Here is a 20,705-nt window from a genome sequence, read left to right as displayed (position 1 = left end):
ACGATAGTTCGAACCTCCGACATGGAGGCGGATGGTTATCCACACCCGGTCGAGGACGGCATCCGTCTTCTCCTACCCTTCCGGGATGGATCTCCGCAGCGTGCTCGTCGTGACCGTCCACCTGGTGCTGTTCGCGGTCGGCTGCCGGCTCGTCGTGGTCGACATCCGTACCCATCGGCTGCCGGACCGGATCGTCCTGCCGACCCTCGCGGCCCTCCTCGCGCTCACGGCGGCCGATGCCCTCGTGCTCGGCGACAGTGGAGCGCTGACCAGAGCCGCACTCGGGATGCTGATCCTCGGCGGCTTCTACGCGATGCTCCGTCTGCTCGGTCGAGAGGGGATGGGCGGGGGAGACGTGAAGCTCGCCGCGGTGATCGGTCTGGTGCTCGGATGGCACAGCTGGCAGGCGCTCGCCGTGGGCGCGGCATCGGCCTTCGTCCTCGGAGCGCTGTACGCGCTGGCGCTGATGGCATCGCACGCGGCCGACCGATCCACGCGCATCGCCTTCGGGCCGTGGATGATCCTCGGCGCGCTCCTGGGCATACTCGGGGGATGACCCCTCATCCGCGACGACGGGGATAGGGTGAGCACATGGCACTCGCACGACTTCACGGCGGCCCGCTCGACGGGCAGATCATTCCTCTCGGCGACGCGGACGACAAGCTGATCGTCCCCTACAGCGAGACCCAGGTGGTGTACAACCGACGCGGCGAGGAGCAGAACACCGGCGACGCCGACGGCCCCACCGAGATCGACTACTGGTTCGACGAGTCCCTCGAGGACCTCAACCCTTCGGATGACTGAGAGCGGCTCTCCTTCGCAGTCCGGCTCCGAGCCGACCATGGTCGTCGAGGTCGAGCGCAAGTACGACGTCGACGAGGCCACGCCTCTTCCCGAGTGGGACGGGCTGCCCGGTGTCGACGCGGTGTCCGAGGGCGAGGTGCGCGAGCTCGACGCCCGCTATCTCGACACCGATGACGCCGAGCTCTCGCGTGCCGGAGTGGCGCTTCGTCGCCGCACCGGCGGCCCGGATGCCGGATGGCACATCAAAGGGCCCCGCGAAGGCGACGGGCGTCTCGAGATCGGCTGGCCGCTGGGCGACGACGACAGCATCCCGGATGCGGTGACCGACACCCTCTCCCGATGGACGACGGGACGGCTGACGCCGCTCGCGCGCATCGAGAACAGCCGCACCGCCTATCTGCTCTCGGGTGCAGACGGCGTGATCGCCGAGTTCGTCGACGATCGGGTCCGCGCGACGGACCTGCGGCAGGACGCCCGGCGCGAATGGCGTGAGTGGGAGTTCGAACTCGGCCCTGCCGCTCCGGCGGATGCAGCGGGGCGTGCGGCACTGTTCGATGCCGTCGAGAAGGCGATCTTCGCCGTCGGCGGTCGTGAGGCGGCATCCGGCTCGAAGCTCGCCCGTGCTCTCGGTTTCTGACACACGGCGCAAGCCCCTTCCGTCTCGACGCGCGATGGTGCTTGAGTGACTGACATGAGCCGTTCCGCCGTCCTCCGCTCGCTGCAGACGATCGTCCCCGACACCGTCCTCGAGCAGAACGAGGTGCGCGACATCTTCGCCTCGCAGCCGGATGTCGGAAGGCTCGCGCAGCGGATCATCGGCGCCTCGTTCAACGGCTCGGGTATAGACACACGGCACACGGTCATCGACGAGTTCTCGCGGCATCCCCAGTCGGATGAGCCGATGTTCTTCGAGCGGGATAAGAACCTTCTCCGCTCACCCGGCACCAAGGCGCGCAACGACCTCTACGTGCGGGAGGCGTCGCGTCTCTTCGTCGAGGTCGCGCGTCGCGCGCTGGATGCCGATCCCGACGTGTCCGCCGCCGATGTCACGCACGTCATCACGGCATCGTGCACGGGGTTCCACGCCCCCGGCCCGGAGTACGAGATCGTGCGAGGGCTCGGGCTCCCGGACAGCGTGCAGCGCTATCACCTGGGCTTCATGGGCTGCTACGCCTCGATGCCGGCGCTCCGCGCCGCGAGCCAGTTCTGCGCGGCCGACCCCGACGCAGTGGTCCTGGTCGTCAGCGTAGAGCTGTGCACGGTGCACCTGAGATCGACGGAGGACCCTGACCTCATCGTGGCCAACTCCCTCTTCGCCGACGGAGCGGCCGCGGGCATCGTCACGGCTCGTGATCTTCCCACGCCTGCTCCGGGGGTCCGCCTCGACGGCTTCCACACGGCGATCGCCGCAGAGGGCGAGCAGGACATGGCCTGGACGATCGGCGACAACGGCTTCGAGATGATCCTGTCGACCAGGGTGCCGCAGATCATCGGCGAGACCATCGTCGGGGCGATCCGCCCGCTCTACGCCCGCGAAGGAGAACTCGCCGAGGCCTTCGACGAGGGGCGCGTCGGGGATCGCGTCGAGCACTGGGCCATCCACCCCGGTGGCCGGAGCATTCTCGATCGGGTGCAGGAGCGACTGAATCTCTCGGACACTCAGCTGCACCCAGCGCGCGAGACGCTGCGGGTGAACGGCAACATGTCGAGCGCGACGATCCTGTTCGTCATCAAGCGCATCCTGGACGACGGGGCAGCCGAGGGGTCGCGCGTCGCGGCGATGGCTTTCGGGCCGGGGCTGACGGCCGAGAGCGCCCTGATGACGGTCGCCGCCGGCATCGCATGAGTCACGACCTCTCGACCCGCGCATCCGATGCGCGAGAGCTCATGGACGACCCCGACGCGGACATCGCCATGCTCGAGCGCACCTACGAGCGCTTCCGCGTCGTGAACGCCCTGGTGTCGGGCCCGGGGGAGTTCTATCGCCGAGACATCCGTCCCCGTGCCCGGCGCGGTCCTATCCGCATCCTCGACATCGGGGCCGGCGGCGGCGACGTCTGCCGGATGATCGCGGCGAAACTGCAGCGCGACAGGCTGACCGCCGAGATCACCGCGCTGGACGCGGATGAGCGCGCGATCCGGTGGGCCGCCGGTCACGACGGGGGATCCGGCGTGCGGTACCGCTGCGCTCTGTCGGAGGAACTCGTCGCGGAGGGGCAGCAGTACGACATCGTCTTCTCGAACCACCTGCTCCATCACCTCACGGAACAGGAGCTGCAGAGCCTGCTGCTCGACTCGCGACGGCTCGTCGGCGAGGACGGGATCGTGGTGCATCGCGACATCGCCCGAAGCAGGGCCGCGTACGCGCTCTACAGTGCGGTGACCTGGCTCTTGTCGGGAACGCTCTTCCGAGGATCGTTCATCCGCGAGGACGGCCTCATCAGCATCCGCCGCTCTTACACGTCGAAAGAGCTGGCGTCGATCGCGCCGTCCGGGTGGACCGTGCGGTTCGCTCTTCCGTCGCGACTCGAGCTGAGGCGCGACGCCGGCACCGGACGGTGACGCAGGAAGGCCCGGTCACGCGTGAGCGTGCCGGGCCTTCGTGCTGATCGGGTGGGATCAGAAGTTGATCATGTGACCCGCGAGGCCGTGGAAGCCCTCCTGCAGCGCCTCCGACAGAGTCGGGTGGGTGTGCACGTTGCGGGCCAGCTCGAGAGCGGTGAGGTCCCACTTCTGCGCCAGTGTCAGCTCGGGCAGGAGCTCGGAGACGTCGGGGCCGATCATGTGGGCGCCGATGAGCTCGAGGTGCTCGGCGTCGGCGATCAGCTTGACGAAGCCGACGGGCTCGCCGAGTCCGTGCGCCTTGCCGTTCGCCATGAAGGGGAACGTCGCGACCTTGATCTCGCGCCCCTCGTCCTTGGCCTGCTGCTCGGTGAGGCCGAACGAGGCGACCTGCGGCGAGCAGAACGTCGCGCGGGGCATCATGCGGTAGTCGCCGAGCGTCTGGGTCTCTGCGCCGCCGATGGTCTCTGCCGCGACGACACCCTGAGCCTCTGCCACGTGCGCGAGCTGCAGCTTGGCGGTGACGTCGCCGATCGCGTAGATGCCCTCGACGTTGGTGCGCATGTGGTCGTCGATGTCGATCGCACCGCGCTCGGTGAGCTTCACGCCGGTGGCCTCGAGTCCGAAGCCCTCGATGTTCGGGGCGAAGCCGACGGACATGAGCACCTTGTCGGCCTCGATCGACGACTGCTGCCCGTCCTTGCCGGTGTACGAGACGGTGACGGACGAGCCGTTGTCGACGACGGACTCGACCTTGGTGGAGGTCAGGATGTCGACGCCGTAGTTCTTGTACTGCTTCGCGATCTCCTTCGACACGTCCGCATCCTCGTTGGGGAGAGCGCGGTCGAGGAACTCGATGATCGTGACCTTGACGCCGTAGTTGGTCATCACGTAAGCGAATTCCATGCCGATGGCGCCGGCGCCGACGATGACGATCGACTTCGGCAGCTCGCGCGAGAGGATCTGCTCCTCGTACGTCACGACGTTGTCGCTGAGCTGGACGCCCGGGAGCAGTCGCACCTTCGATCCGGTCGCGATGATCGCGTTGTCGAAGGTGACCTCTTCGGTCGAACCGTCGGCCTTGGCGACAGAGATCGCCTTCGGGCCGGTGAAGGTGCCGCGACCGTCGTACTCGGTCACCTTGTTCTTCTTCATCAGGAAGTGGATGCCCTTGACGCGACCGTCTGCGACGACACGGCTGCGGTCGAACGCCTTGCCGTAGTCGATCGTGAACTCACCCGAGATGCCGAAGAAGTCGGCCTTGTGGTTGAGCGTGTGTGCGAGCTCCGCGTTCTTCAGAAGAGCCTTGGAGGGGATGCAGCCGACGTTGAGGCACACACCACCCCAGTACTTCTCTTCGATGATGGCGGTGGACAGACCGAGCTGCGCGCTGCGAACCGCAGCGACGTATCCGCCAGGACCTGCACCGAGGATGACGACATCGTAGTGTGGCATGCCTTAAGCCTATCGCTCCGTGGGGACGTCGGAATCGGTCGATCCGGGGCTGCGGCGACCGCGGATCACGAGCCAGACGACGATGCCGACGATCACGAGCCCACCGGCGATCCCGAGCACCCAGATCATGGTCGTCGCGGGGGACGAGTCGCTCTCCTCCGGTGCGGACGTGACGTCCGTTCCGGGGCCGGCGGTCGCGGCGGGAGTCGGCTCCGCGGCCGTGGGCGATGCCGTCGGCTCCGCGGTGGGGGTGTTCTCCGTACCGGTCGTGACGGTGAAGTCGAACTCGCCGGAGGTGGGGTGGCCGTCGCTCGAGACGACCTTCCAGATCACGTGATAGGGGCCGGCCGGCGCTTCGGACGCGAGCGGCTGGGTGACGATCGCACCGTTCAGGGTCGGTGCGCCATCGGTGACGGAAGTGCCGGCGGGATCCGTCACCACGATCTCGGTCGCGCCGTCGCCGTCGATGAGCTTCGCGCTGAACGTGAGGGTGAGTTCGGCCGGAAGGGTGTCGACAGTGCTGTCCGCCTCGGGGGACGACGCGATGAGGCTGTCGTGCGCTGACGCGGAGAGCGGTACGAACAGCACCAGGAACGCTGTCAGAAGGGCTGCTGCGAGAGCGATCGGGGCTGCGGGGAGGCGGCGAGCTGTGGTTTTCACATGCCCAGCCTATGAAGCATCGGTATGGGATGGCTGAGTGTGAAGGGAGCTCCCGCACGGGGTCGCTGATCAGTTAGTCTGGAGGACTAGGAGGGCAAAGTGACAGACAGCGAAACCCGATCGGGCGGAGACGCCGCGATCCATCGTGCCGGCGAGCAGAGGCACGACGTGACGCAGACGTTCGGGCATGACTCGGACCTTTCCTTCGTGCCCTTCGGCGCGGAGCTGACGGATGTGGAGCAGACCGCCATCTCGGCCCTTCCCTCCGGTTCCGCACTGCTGCTGGTGCGCTCCGGAGCACTGGCGGGTGCGCGTTACCTGCTCGACACGGACGTGACGACCGTGGGTCGCCACCCCGAGGCGGACATCTTCTTCGACGATGTGACGGTCTCGCGTCGTCACGCCGAGGTCACCCGCACCGGCTCGACCTTCGAGATCATCGATCAGCGCTCCCTCAACGGCACGTACGTGAACGGTGAGCGCGTCGACCGCAGTGCTCTGGTCGACGGCACCGAGCTTCGCGTCGGCAAGTTCCGGCTGAACTTCTTCGCCTCTCCCGTCGATCGCGTCGCGGCGATCGACTGATGGCGGCTTCCCCCGCCCGCGAACGCTCGGCGTCCGCGGGTCTTCTGAGCATCGGTCAGGTCCTGGCGCGACTCACGCCAGAGTTCCCCGAGCTCACCTCGAGCAAGCTCCGCTTCCTCGAGGTCCAGGGGATCGTCACGCCGTCGCGCACCGAGTCGGGCTACCGCAAGTTCTCGCAGGCAGACATCGAGCGACTGCGCCTCGGTCTCACGCTGCAGCGGGACCACTACCTTCCTCTCAGCGTCATCCGCGATCAGCTCGACGAGGCCGAGGCGAACGGCGAATCCGCGGCTCTCGTGCCGCCGCCCTCGATCACCCCGACGCCGCGTCGCTACCGTCGAAGCGAACTCCTGTCGGCGGCAGGCGCGGGCCCGCAGCTGCTCAACGACGCGATCAGCACCGGCGTGATCGTGGCGCAGGAGAACTACCCGGAATCCACGGTCACGCTGCTGCGCGGCCTGGTCGCTCTCGACCGTCACGGCATCGAGCCTCGGCACCTCCGCTCGCTGCGACAGGGCGCCGAACGTGAGGTCGCGTTGATCGAATCGGCCATGTCTTCTCTGCTGCGCCGCACCGACGCCGCGTCGCGCGCCAAGGCGAGCGACATGGCCCCTAATCTGGCCGCCAAGATCGACGAAGTCCGTTCGCTCTTCGTCAAAGACGCGATCGCACGGTTGCTTTCGTAACGAACTGATTGCGACACACCTTCGGTGTCGCACGGATGTCATTGCCGGTGCCGGAGGGCTGCTCTAGCGTGGAGGTAACGGCTCCAGGGAGGAATTCAGATGAATGCGGATGAGCGTGCAGGCGACCCGCGGTTCGTACCCGAACTCCTCTTCACCGACGGTCTGCCGGCGATGGATGACGAGGTCGGCTACCGCGGTGCTGTAGCTGCTCGTGCAGCGGGCATCACCTACCGTCAGCTGGACTACTGGGCACGCACCGAGTTGGTGGAGCCCACCGTTCGTGGCGCGAGCGGCTCCGGCTCGCAGCGCCTCTACGGCTTCCGCGACATCCTCGTGCTCAAGCTCGTGAAGAGCCTGCTCGACACGGGCATCTCGCTGCAGCAGATCCGCACCGCGGTCGACGAGCTCCGCCGCGCGGGCATCCGCGATCTCGCGGGAACGACCCTGATGAGCGACGGCGCCTCCGTCTACCTCTGCACCTCGAACGACGAGGTCATCGACCTGGTCAGCCGCGGTCAGGGCGTCTTCGGCATCGCTGTCGGAAAGGTCCTCCGCGAGGTGGAGTCCACTCTGGTCGCGTTCGATGCGACCTCGCCGGACCCGGTCGACGAGCTGTCGGCGCGCCGCACCAAGCGCTCCGCCTGAGCATCCGCGGCTTCACGCCGCACACAGACGAAGAAACGGCCACCCTCGCGAGAGGATGGCCGTTCTGCTGTCTGAAGTCGTCAGGCCTGTGCGCCCGATTCCGCGACCTGGATGCGGCCAGTGCGGATGATCCGGTCGAGCAGCTGATCGAAGTCGGAGGCGAGTTCCTGAGCCGAGTCGCCCGGCCAGATGTGGAGCGGCTTGGCCGCACCCTGTGCCTGCTGCAGCGACGTGCGCTCGGGCAGCTGAGGGGAGAGGACGAGCGGACCGAACATGTCGCGCAGCTCCTTGATGCGGAACTGGTGCTCGATCGACTGAGGGCGCACGCGGTTGACCACGATGCCGAGCGGCTGCAGGCGTGGGGAGAGACCTCGACGGATCTCCTCGATCGCGCGGAGAGCACGGTCGGCCGCGGCGACGGAGAAGAGGCCGGGTTCGGTGACGACCATCACGCGGTCACTCGCGGCCCAGGCTGTGCGGGTGAGGGCATTCAGCGAGGGCGCGCAGTCGATGAGGACCAGGTCGTAGTCCGCCTCGACGGCAGCCAGCGCCTCTTCGAGCTTCCAGACGTCGCGCACGCTCGGGTGCGGTCCGTCGAAGTTGATCGCAGAGGGGCTTCCGATCAGCACATCGATCGTTCCGGGGTGCACCTTCGCCCAACCGCTGGAGGTGATCGCCTGACGGACGACTTTCTCCTTCGGGTTCGCCAGGACATCGGCGATGTTGAGCCGACCTGCCACCTGGATGTCCATTCCGGTGGACACATCGGACTGCGGGTCGAGGTCGACGACGAGCGTTCGGACACCACGGGCGAAGGCCGCTGAGGCCAAGCCGAGGGTCACGGTCGTCTTGCCGACGCCTCCCTTGAGAGAGCTGACGCTGAGTACGTGCACGAACACCACGTTACCTTCCCCTAGGCTGGGTGCACACTCAGCCCCGCCCCATGCGCGACGATTCAGGCGTGCATCGAGCCCCCAGAGGTGTGCATGTTCCAGAAGATCCTTGTGGCGAACCGCGGCGAGATCGCGATCCGTGCCTTCCGTGCGGCATTCGAGGTCGGTGCCAGGACGGTCGCCGTCTTCCCTCATGAGGACCGCGGGTCGGTTCATCGGCTCAAGGCCGACGAGGCGTACGAGATCGGCGAGCGTGGCCATCCTGTGCGCGCCTACCTCGACGTCGATGAGATCATCCGCGTCGCGAAGGATGCCGGGGCGGATGCGATCTACCCCGGTTACGGCTTCCTCTCCGAGAACCCGGAGCTTGCCGAGAAAGCCGCAGCGAACGGCATCACCTTCATCGGCCCGCCGGCGAAGGTCCTCGAGATGGCAGGCAACAAGGTCGAGGCCAAACGCCACGCGATCGAGGCCGGCGTCCCCGTGCTCCGGTCGACCGAGGCATCCGACGACGTCGATGCACTCGTCGCGCAGGCTGCCGAGATCGGGTTCCCGCTCTTCGCCAAGGCCGTAGCAGGCGGTGGCGGACGGGGTATGCGTCGGGTCGAGACGTCCGCTGAGCTCGCCCCCGCACTCGCCGAGGCGATGCGCGAGGCCGAGAGCGCCTTCGGGGACCCGCGGATGTTCCTCGAGCAGGCCGTGCTCCGGCCGCGCCACATCGAGGTCCAGATCCTCGCCGACAAGTCCGGGGAGACCGTCCACCTCTTCGAGCGCGACTGCTCGGTGCAGCGTCGCCACCAGAAGGTGGTCGAGATCGCACCGGCCCCGAACCTCGATGACAGCATCCGCTCCGCCCTCCACGGCTACGCGGTCGCGTTCGCCCGCTCGATCGGGTACGAGAATGCCGGGACTGTGGAGTTCCTCCTGGAGACCGCGGGGGAGCGCACCGGCGAGGTCGTCTTCATCGAGATGAATCCGCGCATCCAGGTCGAGCACACCGTCACAGAAGAGGTCACCGACGTCGACCTCGTGCAGAGCCAGATGCGCATCGCGGCCGGTCAGACGCTCGCCGAGCTGGGACTCGAGCAGAAGAATCTGCACGTGCGGGGCGCAGCTCTGCAGTGCCGCATCACGACCGAGGACCCGACGCAGGGGTTCCGCCCAGACACCGGCAAGATCACGACCTACCGCTCGCCCGGCGGCGCCGGCATCCGCCTCGACGGCGGCACCGTCCACCAGGGCGCGCAGATCAGCCCGCACTTCGACTCGATGCTGGCGAAGCTGACCTGCCGTGGTCGCGACTTCCCGGCGGCCGTCGCCCGCGCACGGCGTGCGCTGGCGGAGTTCCGCATCCGCGGCGTCTCGACGAACATCCCCTTCCTGCAGGCGCTGCTGGACGATGACGCGTTCATCGCCGGAGACGTGAGCACCTCGTTCATCGACGAGCGCCCCGACCTGCTGCGGGGCCGCGAGTCGAAGGACCGCGGCACGAGGATCCTCAATTGGCTCGTCGACGTCACGGTCAACAAGCCGCATGGCACGCACCCGGGGTCGCTCGACCCGCGGACCAAGCTGCCGGCGATCGACCTCTCCGTCGAACCCGCCGCGGGGTCGCGCCAGCGGCTCCTCGAGCTCGGCCCCGAGGGATTCGCCAGAAGCCTGCGCGAGCAGAGTGCTCTCGCCATCACCGATACGACGTTCCGCGATGCGCACCAGTCGCTGCTCGCCACCCGGGTGCGCACACGGGACCTCGTCGCCGTCGCCCCGCACATCGCCAGGATGACGCCCGGACTGCTCTCGGTCGAGGCCTGGGGCGGAGCGACCTACGACGTCGCACTGCGGTTCCTCGGGGAGGACCCGTGGGAGCGCCTCGACAAGCTCCGGGCCGCTCTGCCGAACGTCGCGATCCAAATGCTGCTCCGCGGACGCAACACGGTGGGGTACACGCCGTACCCGACGGCCGTGACCGAGGCGTTCGTGCAGGAGGCGGCGGCCAGCGGCGTCGACATCTTCCGGATCTTCGACGCGCTGAACGACGTCGAGCAGATGCGCCCGGCGATCGAGGCCGTCCGGAACACCGGTACAGCGGTCGCCGAGGTGGCGCTCTGCTACACCGGAGATCTTCTCAACCCCGCCGAGGACCTCTACACGCTCGACTACTACCTGAAACTCGCGGATCAGATCGTCGCGGCCGGCGCCCACATCATCGCCATCAAGGACATGGCGGGACTGCTGCGCCCCGCCGCAGCGGCGAAGCTCGTCGCAGCACTGCGAGAGCGCTTCGAGCTTCCCGTCCACCTCCACACGCACGACACCCCCGGGGGACAGCTCGCGACCCTTCTGGCCGCCAGCGCTGCAGGCGTGGATGCGGTGGATGCGGCGTCCGCACCGCTCTCCGGCACGACGAGTCAGCCGTCGCTCTCGTCGCTCGTCGCGGCGCTCGCGCACACCGACCGCGACAGCGGCATCGACCTCGGCAGCGTCTCGGACCTCGAACCGTACTGGGAGGCCGTCCGTCGGGTCTACGCGCCGTTCGAGTCCGGGCTGCCCGGGCCCACGGGGCGCGTCTACCGTCACGAGATCCCGGGTGGCCAGCTGTCCAACCTCCGACAGCAGGCGAAGGCGCTGGGCCTCGCAGACGACTTCGAGCTCATCGAGGACATGTATGCCGCCGCCGATCGCATCCTCGGACGTGTTCCCAAGGTCACTCCGTCGTCGAAGGTCGTCGGCGACCTGGCGCTGCACCTCGCGGCGGTCAAGGCCGATCCCGCAGACTTCGAGGCGAACCCCGAGAAGTACGACGTGCCGGATTCCGTCGTCGGATTCATGGCGGGCGAGCTCGGAGACCTCCCCGGCGGCTGGCCTGAGCCCTTCCGCACGAAGGTACTGGCCGGTCGGTCGGTGCGCACCGGACTCACCGAGATCTCGGCGGATGACGAAGCCGCGCTCGCGGCTGACAGCGCCACACGTCGGGCTCGCCTGAACACCCTTCTGTTCCCGGCTCCGATGCGCGAGTTCACTCAGATGAGGGAGCAGTTCGGCGATCTCTCGGTGCTCGACACGAGCGACTATCTCTACGGACTCGTGCAGGGGCAGGAGCATCTGGTCGAGATCGACCGAGGAGTGCAGCTGTTCGTCGGTCTCGAGGCCATCGGCGACGCGGACGACAAGGGCATGCGCACGGTGATGACCACCCTCAACGGTCAGCTTCGACCGGTGTTCGTGAGAGACAGGGCGGTGGCCGTCGACACCCATGAGGTCGAGAAGGCCGACACGTCGGTCGCAGGTCACGTGGCCGCCCCGTTCTCCGGTGTGGTCACGCTCAAGGTCGAGGTCGGCACCGCGGTGCGGGCAGGGGAACCGGTCGCATCCATCGAAGCCATGAAGATGGAGGCGGCCATCACCGCCTCCGTCGACGGGGTGATCGAACGCCTCGCCATCGGGCCGACGCAGCAGGTCGAAGCAGGAGATCTTTTGGTCGTCATCAGCCCGGCGCACTAATCTTGTGCGGGCGAGGCCGCGCTCGACGCAGCGCACCCGAGGCCCGCACAAGCTTGGAGCGACAACGTGACCCCGAAGAACGTGGCAGAAACGCCGGACGAGGAGTCCAGAGGGGTGCTCGACGACGCCGCATCCCTGGACACCTCGGGCATCGGCATCCTCGGCAACACCGCTCAGGTGAGTGTCATCCTCCCGAAGGACGACGATGACGACCTCGAAGACGACAGCGTCGTCGACGGCGAGGTCGTCGCTGATCTGGTCATCGACGAGCCCGTGGCCGCTGCCAAGGCGGCCGCCGAGACCGCTGCGGCGGCGGAGATCTCGCAGCCCGTGCTGGGGTCTGCCCCGATGATCATCGAGCTGCCCGCAGAACCTGCGGATACGGCTGCGGAGTCCGGTGCTGAGCCGGAGCCGGAGCCGGAGCTGGAGCCGGAGCCGGAGCCGGAACCTGAAGTCGAGGATGACATCGAGGCCGAGGCTGAGGCTGAGGCTGAGGCTGAGGCTGAGAACGACGAGGTCCTGGGCGAGGACGAGCCTGCTGCGGCTGCTCTACCCGACCGCTCGACCGAGCCCGACGCAGTGGCCGTGCCGAACGCCGAAGTCGAGGATGACATCGAGCCCGAGCCCGAGCCCGAGCCCGAGCCGGAGCGTGATCCCGAGCTCGAGCCGGAGGCCGAGGCCGAGGCGGAGCCCGATCCCGAGCTCGCTGCCGACGTCGCGATCGCCACGTCGTCTGAGGTCGCACCCGAGGCGCACCTCGAGGCTGAGCCGGCTCAGGATGTCTCCGAGACTGAGCCTGCCGGTGATTCCGAGCCCGATTCCGGGCCCGCTCTCGCAGAGGAGCCGGATTCGGAGACCGAGCCCGAGCCCGTCTCTGAGGCCAAACCTGAGCTCGAAGCGGTGTCTGAACCCGAGTTGCAGACCGTCTCGGAGCCGGAGCCGGAGCCGGAGCCACAGCCGAAGCCCGAGCCCGAGCCGGAGCCCCGGATCACTCGTGAGCGAGAGATCGAGCGCGACTCTCTTGCATCTACGCCGGTCGCGTCGACCGCCACGGCGGACTCCACGGGCGCCGACGTGGTGGCCCAGGAGGCCGCGGCTGCCGCGGCATTCATCGCGAGGGCGCGTGCCGACCTCGACGCCGGGCGCGGCTCGCGCCGATCGGCGGCCGCGGCATCACTCGCCAAGAAGGAGAGCCAGCCAGTGGAACAACCCAAGAAGGCGTCGGCCCCCGCACAGGCCACCCGTGCCGGCCGCGCCGAGGTGCAGCTCGCGTCGAAGCGCCTGGACGACCTCGGAGACTCGTCGCGCGAGAGCGCAGACCTCCTCACCGCGGATCGGCTGCTCGATCCGCACCGGCTCACCAAGCCGGAACCGGAAGGCGCGTGGAGTCACTTCCTCTATACGATCTCCGGCCGTCGGATCAACATCGGCGACGGCAAGCGCGCGCGTCAGCGCAAGGCGCTGAGCGCCAGGATCGCCGCTCCGATCATCGGGGGCGCTCGATTCATCCCGGTGCTGTCGCGCAAGGGCGGCGTCGGAAAGACGACGATCACCGCGCTGCTCGGCATGGCACTCGCGGATGCGCGTGACGATCGAGTGATCGCCGTCGACGCGAATCCCGATCGCGGCACGCTCGCCGAGCGCGTCGTGCGCCCTCATCACAACAAGACGGTGCGTGATCTCGTGCGCATCCACGACGAGGTGCGGGGCTATCACGACATCTCCGCGATCGTCGCTCGCGATGCGACCCGACTCGACGTTCTCGCCTCCGATTCCGACCCCCGCATCGCGGAGGCGTTCAGCGACAGTGACTACCGGGATGTCGCCGGGGTCGCTGCCCACTACTACTCGCTGGTCCTGACCGACACGGGAACGGGCATCGTCCATTCGGTGATGTCGGCCACACTCGACCTTGCCGATCAGCTCGTGATCGTGTCGGGGCTCAGCGTCGACGAGGCTCGCCTCGCATCCGAGACACTCACGTGGCTCGAGAGCAACGGATATGCCGAGCAGGCGCGCGATGCGGTCGTGGTGCTGAACCAATCGACGCCCGGGGCGCCGCTCGTGCGTCTCAACGAACTCGAGGCGCACTTCCGTACGCGCGCGAAGAACGTGGTGCGGATGCCCTACGACGCGCAGATCGCCGGAGGCGGAACAATCGTGTTCGCGAACCTCCAGCCCGAGACACGCGTGGCGGCGCGAGAGCTCGCTGCGCTGCTCGTCGAGGGCATTCGGGCGAAGGGCGCCTGATGTCGGTTCGCGAGATCCGGGTCTTCGGAGACCCCGTGCTTCGTACCGTGTGCAGCCCGATCGACGACATCGACGACGGCGTGCGCGCCCTGGTGACCGATCTGATCGACACCGTGGAGGTTCCGGGGCGTGCGGGCGTGGCGGCTCCCCAGATCGGAGTCGCCGTTCGCGCCTTCAGCTACAACATCGACGGCGATATCGGCTATGTGCTCAATCCGGTGCTGACCGAGGTGCGCGGCGAGCCTGTGCCGACGGGGGAGGGATGCCTCTCCGTGCCCGGGCTCTGGCACGATGCGATGCGCCACCCCTGGGCGCGAGTCGAAGGCATCGACCTCGACGGCGAGCCGGTCGTGCTCGAAGGCGATGGGCTTCTGGCCCAAGCGCTGCAGCACGAGACCGATCACCTCGACGGCAAGCTCTATCTCACGCGACTGGATGCCGAGACGCGCAAGCGCGCGATGCGCGAGGTGCGCGAGAGCGACTGGTTCTGAGCAACCGCACATATGAGAAGGACCCCGCTCCGGCGGGGCCCTTCTCATATGTGCGGGTCGTCTCAGCCTCCGATGGCGACGTTCGTCGTCGAGACGGGCTCGTCGTAGATGGCGGCGATCTCGTCGGCGAAATCGTTCATGATCACATTCCGCTTGATCGAGAGCTTGGGCGTCAGGTGTCCGGATGCCTCGGTCCATTCGCTGTCGAGGATCGTGAACTTGCGGATCGACTCGGCGCGGGAGACGCGGGCGTTCGCGGCGTCCACGGCCTTCTGGATCTCGGCGCGAACAGACTCGTTCTTCGCGGCGACCGCGAGCGACATGTCCTTGTCGAGCCCGGCGTTCGCGAGCCACGTCGGCAGCATCTCGGAGTCGAGTGTGACGAGCGCCGAGATGAACGGGCGCTGGTCGCCGACGACGACGACCTGGCCGATGATCGGGTTCGCGCGGATGGGGTCCTCGAGAGCGGCTGGTGCGACGTTCTTGCCGCCTGCCGTGACGATGATCTCCTTCTTACGGCCGGTGATCGTGAGGAAGCCCTCGGAGTCGAAGCTGCCGATGTCACCGGTGTGGAACCAGCCGCCCTCGCTGAAGGCCTCCGCAGTGGCCTCGGGATTGTTCCAGTACTCCTTGAACACGTTGATGCCGCGCACCTCGATCTCGCCGTCGTCGGCGAGCCGCACACCCACGCCGGGCAGAGCGGGACCGACTGTGCCGATCTTCGACTTGTCGGCGAGGTTCACGGTCGCCGGGGCCGTCGTCTCGGTAAGGCCGTAGCCCTCGAGGATCACGACGCCGAGGCTGTGGAAGAAGTGGCCGAGTCGCGCGCCGAGCGGAGCGGAGCCCGAGACGGCGTAGACGATCCTGCCGCCCATCGCTTCGCGCAGCTTGCTGTAGACGAGCTTGTTGAACAGTGCGAACTTGAGCCGGGTTCCGAACGGGACGCTCTTTCCCTCTTCGACCAGCTTGGAGTGCTGGATCGCGACGTCGGCCGCCGCACGGAAGATCTTGCCCTTGCCGCCGGCCTCTGCCTTCTGCTCGGCCGAGTTGTAGACCTTCTCGAACACGCGCGGCACGGCGAGGAGGAAGGTCGGCTTGAAGGAGCCGAGCGCCGGGAGCAGCTGACGGGTGTCGGGCTGATGCCCGGTGCGGACGCCCGCGTGGATGTTCAGGATCGAGATGAAGCGCGCGAAGACGTGCGCGGTCGTGATGAACAGCAGCGTCGAGGAACCGGGAGTCTGCACTACCGCATCCAGTGCTTTGGCGGAGTTGCGGCAGAGCTCGACGAAGTTGCTGTGGGTGAGCACGCACCCCTTGGGCCGACCTGTGGACCCGGAGGTGTAGATGAGGGTGGCGATGTCGGAGCCGACGGCGATGTTGCGCAAGCGTTCGATCTCGGTGTCAGGAACGGATGCTCCCTGCGCCGTGAGTGCGTCGATGGCGCCGAGGTGAAGCTGCCAGACTTCGCGGAGCAGCGGGAGGTCGCCGCGGACCTCGTCGACCCGCGCGAAGTGCTCGGGGGACTCGACCACGAGTGCGATCGCACCGGAGTCCTCGAGGATCCACTGGATCTGCGACGGCGAGCTGGTCTCGTAGATCGGGACCATCACGGCACCGGCGTAGAAGAGTGCGAAGTCGACGAGCGTCCAGTCGTAGGTGGTGCGGGCGAGGAAGCCCACTTTCTCGCCGGGTTGGATGCCGGCGGCGACGAATCCCTTGGCCAGCGCGATGACGGCGGTCTCGAAATCCGCTGCGGTGATATCGCGCCATCCGGCGCCGTCGGGAACAGAGAAGAGAGGGCGATCAGGAGTGGCCTGGACGCGCTTCGCCAGGAGGTCGGCGATGTTCGCTTCGGGATCGGCGGGGACGACGGCGGGGACTTCAAACTGGACCACGGCAGCTCCTTCGGTACCGGTCGGGCACTGGGTTGCACACGAGTCTAGGGCATGGCACCGGGTCGCACTCAGCATGAGACTCAGTCGCCTTTCCCGGTCGGCTGGAAGCAGGCACTGGTGGATCGCCATCCCGGCGCTAGACTTCACCTCGATGTTCTACTGGCTCATGAAGTACGTCGCGATCGGACCCGTCGTCAAAGCCGTCTTCCGACCGTGGGTGGTCGGGCGTGCGAACATCCCGGCGAACGGCGCGGCGATCCTCGCCAGCAACCACCTCTCGTTCGCGGACTCGATCTTCCTGCCGCTCATGATCGATCGCCCCATGTCGTTCCTCGCGAAGAGCGACTACTTCACCGGCCGGGGGATCAAAGGATGGGCCACGAAGTTCTTCATGAAGGCCACCGGCCAGATCCCGATCGACCGGTCGGGAGGCAAGGCGTCCGAGGCGTCGCTGAACACCGGGCTCCAGGTGCTCGGCAGAGGTGACCTGCTCGGCATCTACCCCGAAGGCACCCGCAGCCCGGACGGAAGGCTCTATCGAGGCCGCACCGGCATCGCCCGGATGGCAATGGAGGCGAAAGTTCCCGTCATCCCGGTCATCATGGTCGACACCGACACCGCGATGCCTATCGGTCAGCGACTGCCACGCGTGGTCCGTGTCGGGATCGTCATCGGGGAGCCCCTGGACTTCTCGCGCTACGCGGGGATGGAGAACGACCGGTACATCCTCCGATCCGTCACGGACGAGATCATGGTCGCGCTTCAGCGACTGGGAGAGCAGCAGTACGACGACGTCTACGCGTCGACTGTGAAGGACCGCCTCCCCACCCGTGTCACACAGGCCTCCTGAGGCATCCCGGGTTCGCGTCGAGCACTAGGCTGGACTCATGCTCCAGCACCACATCGACGCGCTTGATGCGTGGCGTTCGCTCCCGATCAAGCAGCAGCCTCAGTGGCATGACGCCGCGCGCGTCTCCGAGGTCTCCGCGCAGATCTCGACGCTTCCGCCTCTGGTGTTCGCCGGCGAGGTCGACAACCTGCGTGACCGTCTCGCACGCGCCGCATCCGGGCAGGCCTTCCTGCTCCAGGGTGGCGACTGCGCCGAGACCTTCGCCGGGGCGACCGCCGATCAGATCCGCAACAGGATCAAGACCGTCCTGCAGATGGCGGTCGTGCTGACGTATGGCGCATCGATGCCCGTCGTCAAGATGGGTCGTATGGCGGGCCAGTTCGCCAAGCCGCGATCGAGCGACACCGAGACCCGCGGCGACGTCACGCTGCCCGCGTACCGCGGCGATATCGTGAACGGCTACGACTTCACCGAAGGCTCCCGTCGGCCCGACCCGGATCGTCTGCTGCAGGGGTACCACACCGCGGCATCGACGCTGAACCTCATCCGCGCCTTCACGCAGGGTGGCTTCGCCGACCTCCGCGAGGTGCACTCGTGGAACAAGGGCTTCGCCCAGAACCCGGCGAACCAGCGCTACGAGCGCATGGCCGCCGAGATCGATCGGGCCATCAAGTTCATGGAGGCGGCCGGTGCCGACTTCGACGAGCTGACACGGGTCGAGTTCTTCACGGGTCACGAGGGCCTGCTGATGGACTACGAGCGTCCGATGACGCGTATCGACTCCCGCACGGACACGCCGTTCAACACCTCGGCGCACTTCCTCTGGATCGGTGAGCGCACGCGCGAGCTCGACGGCGCGCACGTCGATTACTTCTCGAAGATCCGCAACCCCATCGGCGTCAAGCTCGGCCCGACCACGACGCCCGAGACGGCTCTCGCGCTGATCGACAAGCTCGACCCGAACCGCGAGCCCGGACGCCTGACGTTCATCACGCGCATGGGCGCAGGCAAGATCCGCGACTCTCTTCCGCCGCTGCTCGAGGCCGTGCGCGACTCGGGAGCCCAGCCGCTGTGGGTCACCGACCCGATGCACGGCAACGGGATCACCACTCCCACCGGGTACAAGACGCGTCGTTTCGACGACGTCGTCGACGAGGTCCGTGGGTTCTTCGAAGCGCACCGCGCCGTGGGCACGTTCCCCGGTGGCATCCACGTCGAGCTCACGGGCGACGACGTCACGGAATGCCTCGGTGGATCCGAGCACATCGACGAGGCGGCCCTGGCGACGCGCTACGAGAGCCTCTGCGACCCGCGCCTCAACCACATGCAGTCACTGGAGCTGGCCTTCCTCGTCGCTGAGGAGCTCGAGAAGCGCTGACCTGCATCCTTGAAACGACGAACCGCCCTTCCCGAGAACGGGGAGGGCGGTTCGTCGTTCTGGAGTCGCTCGCGCGAGCCGGCGATCAGCCGCTGAGCTGGATCGAGAGCTTGACGTTGCCGCCGCGGGGGAGCTGTTTGTCGGCTCCTGGGTCCTGGGCGGTCACGCGTGCCAGATCGGCGAACCCGGGCAGGTCGCCCCAGGCGGCGTAGCTGGAGGTGAAGCCGGCGTTCTCGAGAATGCCCTTGGCCTCGACGAGGGTCTTGCCAGAGACGTCCGGAACCGGGAACAGCTCAGGACCCTTCGAGACGATGAGCTGCACAGTGTCGCCAGGGCGCCAGTTTCCTTCTTCGGCGCGATCGGCGACTCCGACCACGAGGTCCTTCGCGACCGACTCGCTGAAGACGGACTGGACGTCGCCTGCGACCAGGAGCTGCTTCTCGGTGAGAGTGTTCGTCGCCTGGTCCACCGACATGCCGGACACATCGGGGAAGGCTCCGGCCGAGACGTACAGCTCGACCGTGTCGTCCTCGAGCAGCTCGCAGCCCTCGGCGCAGGCATAGACCTCGCCGCCGTCACGCGGGGTGACGAAGGCGTTGATCACGCGCCCGGCATCGGCATCGGAGAACAGCACCAGAGACGTCTCGGTCGTGTTGACCTTGATGCCCGACAGATAGTCGCGGGCCTCCTGCTCGGTCTTGCCGTTGAGTGCGTCCGCTGTGTGCGAGGCGGGTCCGGTGGAGATGTACACCATCACCTCGGTGCCTTTGTCGAGTCGCTCGCCTTCATCGGGATCGGTGCGGATCGCCTGATCCCTGGCGACATCTATGGAGTTCTCCTCGCCGCGGACGGGAACGAATCCCTCTGCGGTCAGGGCGTCGGCTGCGGCCTCGTACGAGAGGCCTGCGACCCCCGGCACGGCGACGAGCGAGCCGGGCCCTGAGCCGAACCACCAGCCGACGCCGCCGGCGACGGTCGCGAGGAGCAGTACGAGGGTCAGCAGGAACGCTCCGCGTGCGCGACGTCTCGACGATCGACGACGCAGGAGGGTGGCGTTGTCGACGGCTTCCGGCGCCGGGGCCGTCGGGTCGGCGATCACCATCGTGCTCGGCATGACCTTCGTCAGGTCGGCCGAATCGGCCTGGGAGCGCTGCGACGTGGTCGCGGCAGCGACGGCGGGGGCGATGCCGAGGCCTCGCTCGATCTCGCGCAGACGCTCGAGCATCTGCCCGGCGTCGTCCGGACGCTCGTCGGGGGACTTCTCGGTCGCCCACAGCACGAGCTCATCGAGCTGCTCGGGAACCCCGGGGTTGCGCACACTCGGGCGCGGCACGGATTCGGTCGCGTGCTGGAAAGCGATCTGCATGGGCTGCTCGCCCTTGTAAGGCTGCTCGCCGACGAGCATCTCATAGAGCATGATGCCGAGTGCGTAGATATCGCTGCGGGCATCTGCGGTGCCTCGGGTCACGAGTTCCGGGGCGAGGTAGGCGATCGTCCCGAGAAGCTGCTGCCCGGTGGCGGTGTTCGCGGTCGTCGCGCGCGCGAGCCCGAAGTCGCCGATCTTGATGCGACCGTCCTCGGCGAGCAGCACGTTCTCCGGCTTGACGTCGCGGTGGACGATTCCGGCGCGGTGCGCGGCCGAGAGGCCGGCGAGCACTGCATCCATGATCGTGATGGTCTGGGGGATCGTGAGCCGTCTCTGCTCGCGCAGGAGCTCGCGCAGCGTGATGCCGGGGAGGTACTCCATCACCAGGTAGGCGAGTTCGCCATCCTGTCCCTGGTCGAACACATTCACGACGTGCGGGTCAGCCAATCGAGCGGCCGCACGTGCCTCTTGGATGAAGCGGCTCTGGAAGGCCGAGTCATCGCTCAGGTGCGCGTGCATGACCTTCAGGGCGATGCGTCGCTCGAGCCTGAGGTCGGTTGCCACGTATACGGTGGCCATGCCGCCGCGGGCGATCCGGGCGCGTACCCGATACCGACCGTCGACAAGCCGCCCGATGAGGGGGTCGGCCTGCTGATTGGTCGTCACGTCAAGATTCTATGGAGA

The 20,705-nt window shown here is 67.5% G+C and carries 18 protein-coding genes; 13 read left to right on the top strand and 5 right to left on the bottom strand.

Features of this window, described 5'->3' with window-relative positions:
- Positions 1–85: 85 nt before the first annotated feature.
- From RQG77_RS09010 to RQG77_RS08990, 5 genes are read left to right on the top strand one after another with little or no spacing between them, the layout of a single operon-like run.
- A complete protein-coding gene (locus RQG77_RS09010; protein WP_311244414.1) occupies positions 86–556 on the top strand; it encodes an A24 family peptidase in 471 nt (156 codons plus the stop codon).
- Between the two features lie 35 nt (positions 557–591).
- Positions 592–804, top strand: a complete 213-nt coding sequence (locus tag RQG77_RS09005; RefSeq protein ID WP_311244413.1) for a response regulator — start codon at positions 592–594, stop codon at positions 802–804.
- Positions 797–1,441 (top strand): CYTH domain-containing protein, encoded by a 645-nt coding sequence (locus RQG77_RS09000; RefSeq protein ID WP_311244412.1) that lies wholly within the window; start codon positions 797–799, stop codon positions 1,439–1,441. Before RQG77_RS09005 ends, RQG77_RS09000 begins: the two co-directional genes overlap by 8 nt.
- A gap of 54 nt (positions 1,442–1,495) precedes the next feature.
- Entirely contained in the window at positions 1,496–2,650 is a 1,155-nt protein-coding gene (locus RQG77_RS08995) for a type III polyketide synthase (protein WP_311244411.1), read from the top strand.
- Positions 2,647–3,366, top strand: coding sequence for a methyltransferase domain-containing protein (locus RQG77_RS08990; protein ID WP_311244410.1), 720 nt, complete (start codon positions 2,647–2,649; stop codon positions 3,364–3,366). The genes RQG77_RS08995 and RQG77_RS08990 overlap by 4 nt, the downstream gene beginning before the upstream one ends.
- A gap of 57 nt (positions 3,367–3,423) precedes the next feature.
- Here RQG77_RS08990 and lpdA read toward each other — a convergent pair whose 3' ends face one another.
- Positions 3,424–4,821, bottom strand: a complete 1,398-nt coding sequence (lpdA, locus tag RQG77_RS08985) for a dihydrolipoyl dehydrogenase (protein WP_042538477.1) — start codon at positions 4,819–4,821, stop codon at positions 3,424–3,426.
- Between the two features lie 9 nt (positions 4,822–4,830).
- Positions 4,831–5,481, bottom strand: coding sequence for a copper resistance protein CopC (locus tag RQG77_RS08980; protein WP_311244409.1), 651 nt, complete (start codon positions 5,479–5,481; stop codon positions 4,831–4,833).
- 99 nt (positions 5,482–5,580) lie between these two features.
- On the opposite strand from RQG77_RS08980, the gene RQG77_RS08975 reads away from it, so the two are divergent.
- The 3 genes from RQG77_RS08975 to RQG77_RS08965 all read left to right on the top strand — a co-directional run bounded on the left by RQG77_RS08975 (position 5,581) and on the right by RQG77_RS08965 (position 7,397).
- The gene (locus RQG77_RS08975) at positions 5,581–6,066 is read left to right on the top strand and encodes an FHA domain-containing protein (RefSeq protein ID WP_311244408.1); all 486 of its coding nucleotides are present in this window, start codon (positions 5,581–5,583) and stop codon (positions 6,064–6,066) included.
- Positions 6,066–6,752, top strand: a complete 687-nt coding sequence (locus RQG77_RS08970) for a MerR family transcriptional regulator (protein ID WP_311244407.1) — start codon at positions 6,066–6,068, stop codon at positions 6,750–6,752. Before RQG77_RS08975 ends, RQG77_RS08970 begins: the two co-directional genes overlap by 1 nt.
- Before the next feature lie 99 nt (positions 6,753–6,851).
- Positions 6,852–7,397, top strand: a complete 546-nt coding sequence (locus RQG77_RS08965) for a MerR family transcriptional regulator (protein WP_056306955.1) — start codon at positions 6,852–6,854, stop codon at positions 7,395–7,397.
- Positions 7,398–7,477: 80 nt separating this feature from the next.
- Here the strand turns inward: RQG77_RS08965 and RQG77_RS08960 are convergent, their stop codons facing one another.
- Positions 7,478–8,290 (bottom strand): ParA family protein, encoded by an 813-nt coding sequence (locus RQG77_RS08960; RefSeq protein ID WP_311244406.1) that lies wholly within the window; start codon positions 8,288–8,290, stop codon positions 7,478–7,480.
- A gap of 93 nt (positions 8,291–8,383) precedes the next feature.
- Between RQG77_RS08960 and RQG77_RS08955 the strand changes: the two genes are divergently transcribed.
- The 3 genes from RQG77_RS08955 to def all read left to right on the top strand — a co-directional run bounded on the left by RQG77_RS08955 (position 8,384) and on the right by def (position 14,532).
- Positions 8,384–11,791, top strand: a complete 3,408-nt coding sequence (locus RQG77_RS08955; protein WP_311244405.1) for a pyruvate carboxylase — start codon at positions 8,384–8,386, stop codon at positions 11,789–11,791.
- Positions 11,792–11,857: 66 nt separating this feature from the next.
- Positions 11,858–14,041 (top strand): AAA family ATPase, encoded by a 2,184-nt coding sequence (locus RQG77_RS08950; protein ID WP_311244404.1) that lies wholly within the window; start codon positions 11,858–11,860, stop codon positions 14,039–14,041.
- Positions 14,041–14,532 (top strand): peptide deformylase, encoded by a 492-nt coding sequence (gene def / locus RQG77_RS08945; RefSeq protein ID WP_311244403.1) that lies wholly within the window; start codon positions 14,041–14,043, stop codon positions 14,530–14,532. Before RQG77_RS08950 ends, def begins: the two co-directional genes overlap by 1 nt.
- 62 nt (positions 14,533–14,594) lie before the next feature.
- Here def and RQG77_RS08940 read toward each other — a convergent pair whose 3' ends face one another.
- Complete coding sequence (locus RQG77_RS08940; protein ID WP_311244402.1) at positions 14,595–16,427, bottom strand: long-chain fatty acid--CoA ligase; 1,833 nt, start codon at positions 16,425–16,427, stop codon at positions 14,595–14,597.
- 151 nt (positions 16,428–16,578) lie between these two features.
- Between RQG77_RS08940 and RQG77_RS08935 the strand changes: the two genes are divergently transcribed.
- Positions 16,579–17,277 (top strand): lysophospholipid acyltransferase family protein, encoded by a 699-nt coding sequence (locus RQG77_RS08935; protein ID WP_311244401.1) that lies wholly within the window; start codon positions 16,579–16,581, stop codon positions 17,275–17,277.
- A gap of 37 nt (positions 17,278–17,314) precedes the next feature.
- Complete coding sequence (locus tag RQG77_RS08930) at positions 17,315–18,655, top strand: class II 3-deoxy-7-phosphoheptulonate synthase (RefSeq protein WP_311244400.1); 1,341 nt, start codon at positions 17,315–17,317, stop codon at positions 18,653–18,655.
- 85 nt (positions 18,656–18,740) lie between these two features.
- Here RQG77_RS08930 and pknB read toward each other — a convergent pair whose 3' ends face one another.
- Positions 18,741–20,687 carry a Stk1 family PASTA domain-containing Ser/Thr kinase gene (pknB, locus tag RQG77_RS08925; RefSeq protein WP_311244399.1) on the bottom strand — a complete coding sequence of 649 codons (1,947 nt, stop codon included), beginning with the start codon at positions 20,685–20,687 and terminating at the stop codon, positions 18,741–18,743.
- Positions 20,688–20,705: the final 18 nt, after the last annotated feature.

Origin of the sequence: Microbacterium sp. WCS2018Hpa-23, from assembly GCF_031843845.1 — a bacterium.
GTDB lineage: Bacteria > Actinomycetota > Actinomycetes > Actinomycetales > Microbacteriaceae > Microbacterium.
Note: the sequence above shows the minus strand (reverse complement) of the source record. Positions and strands in the feature narration are given on the sequence as shown.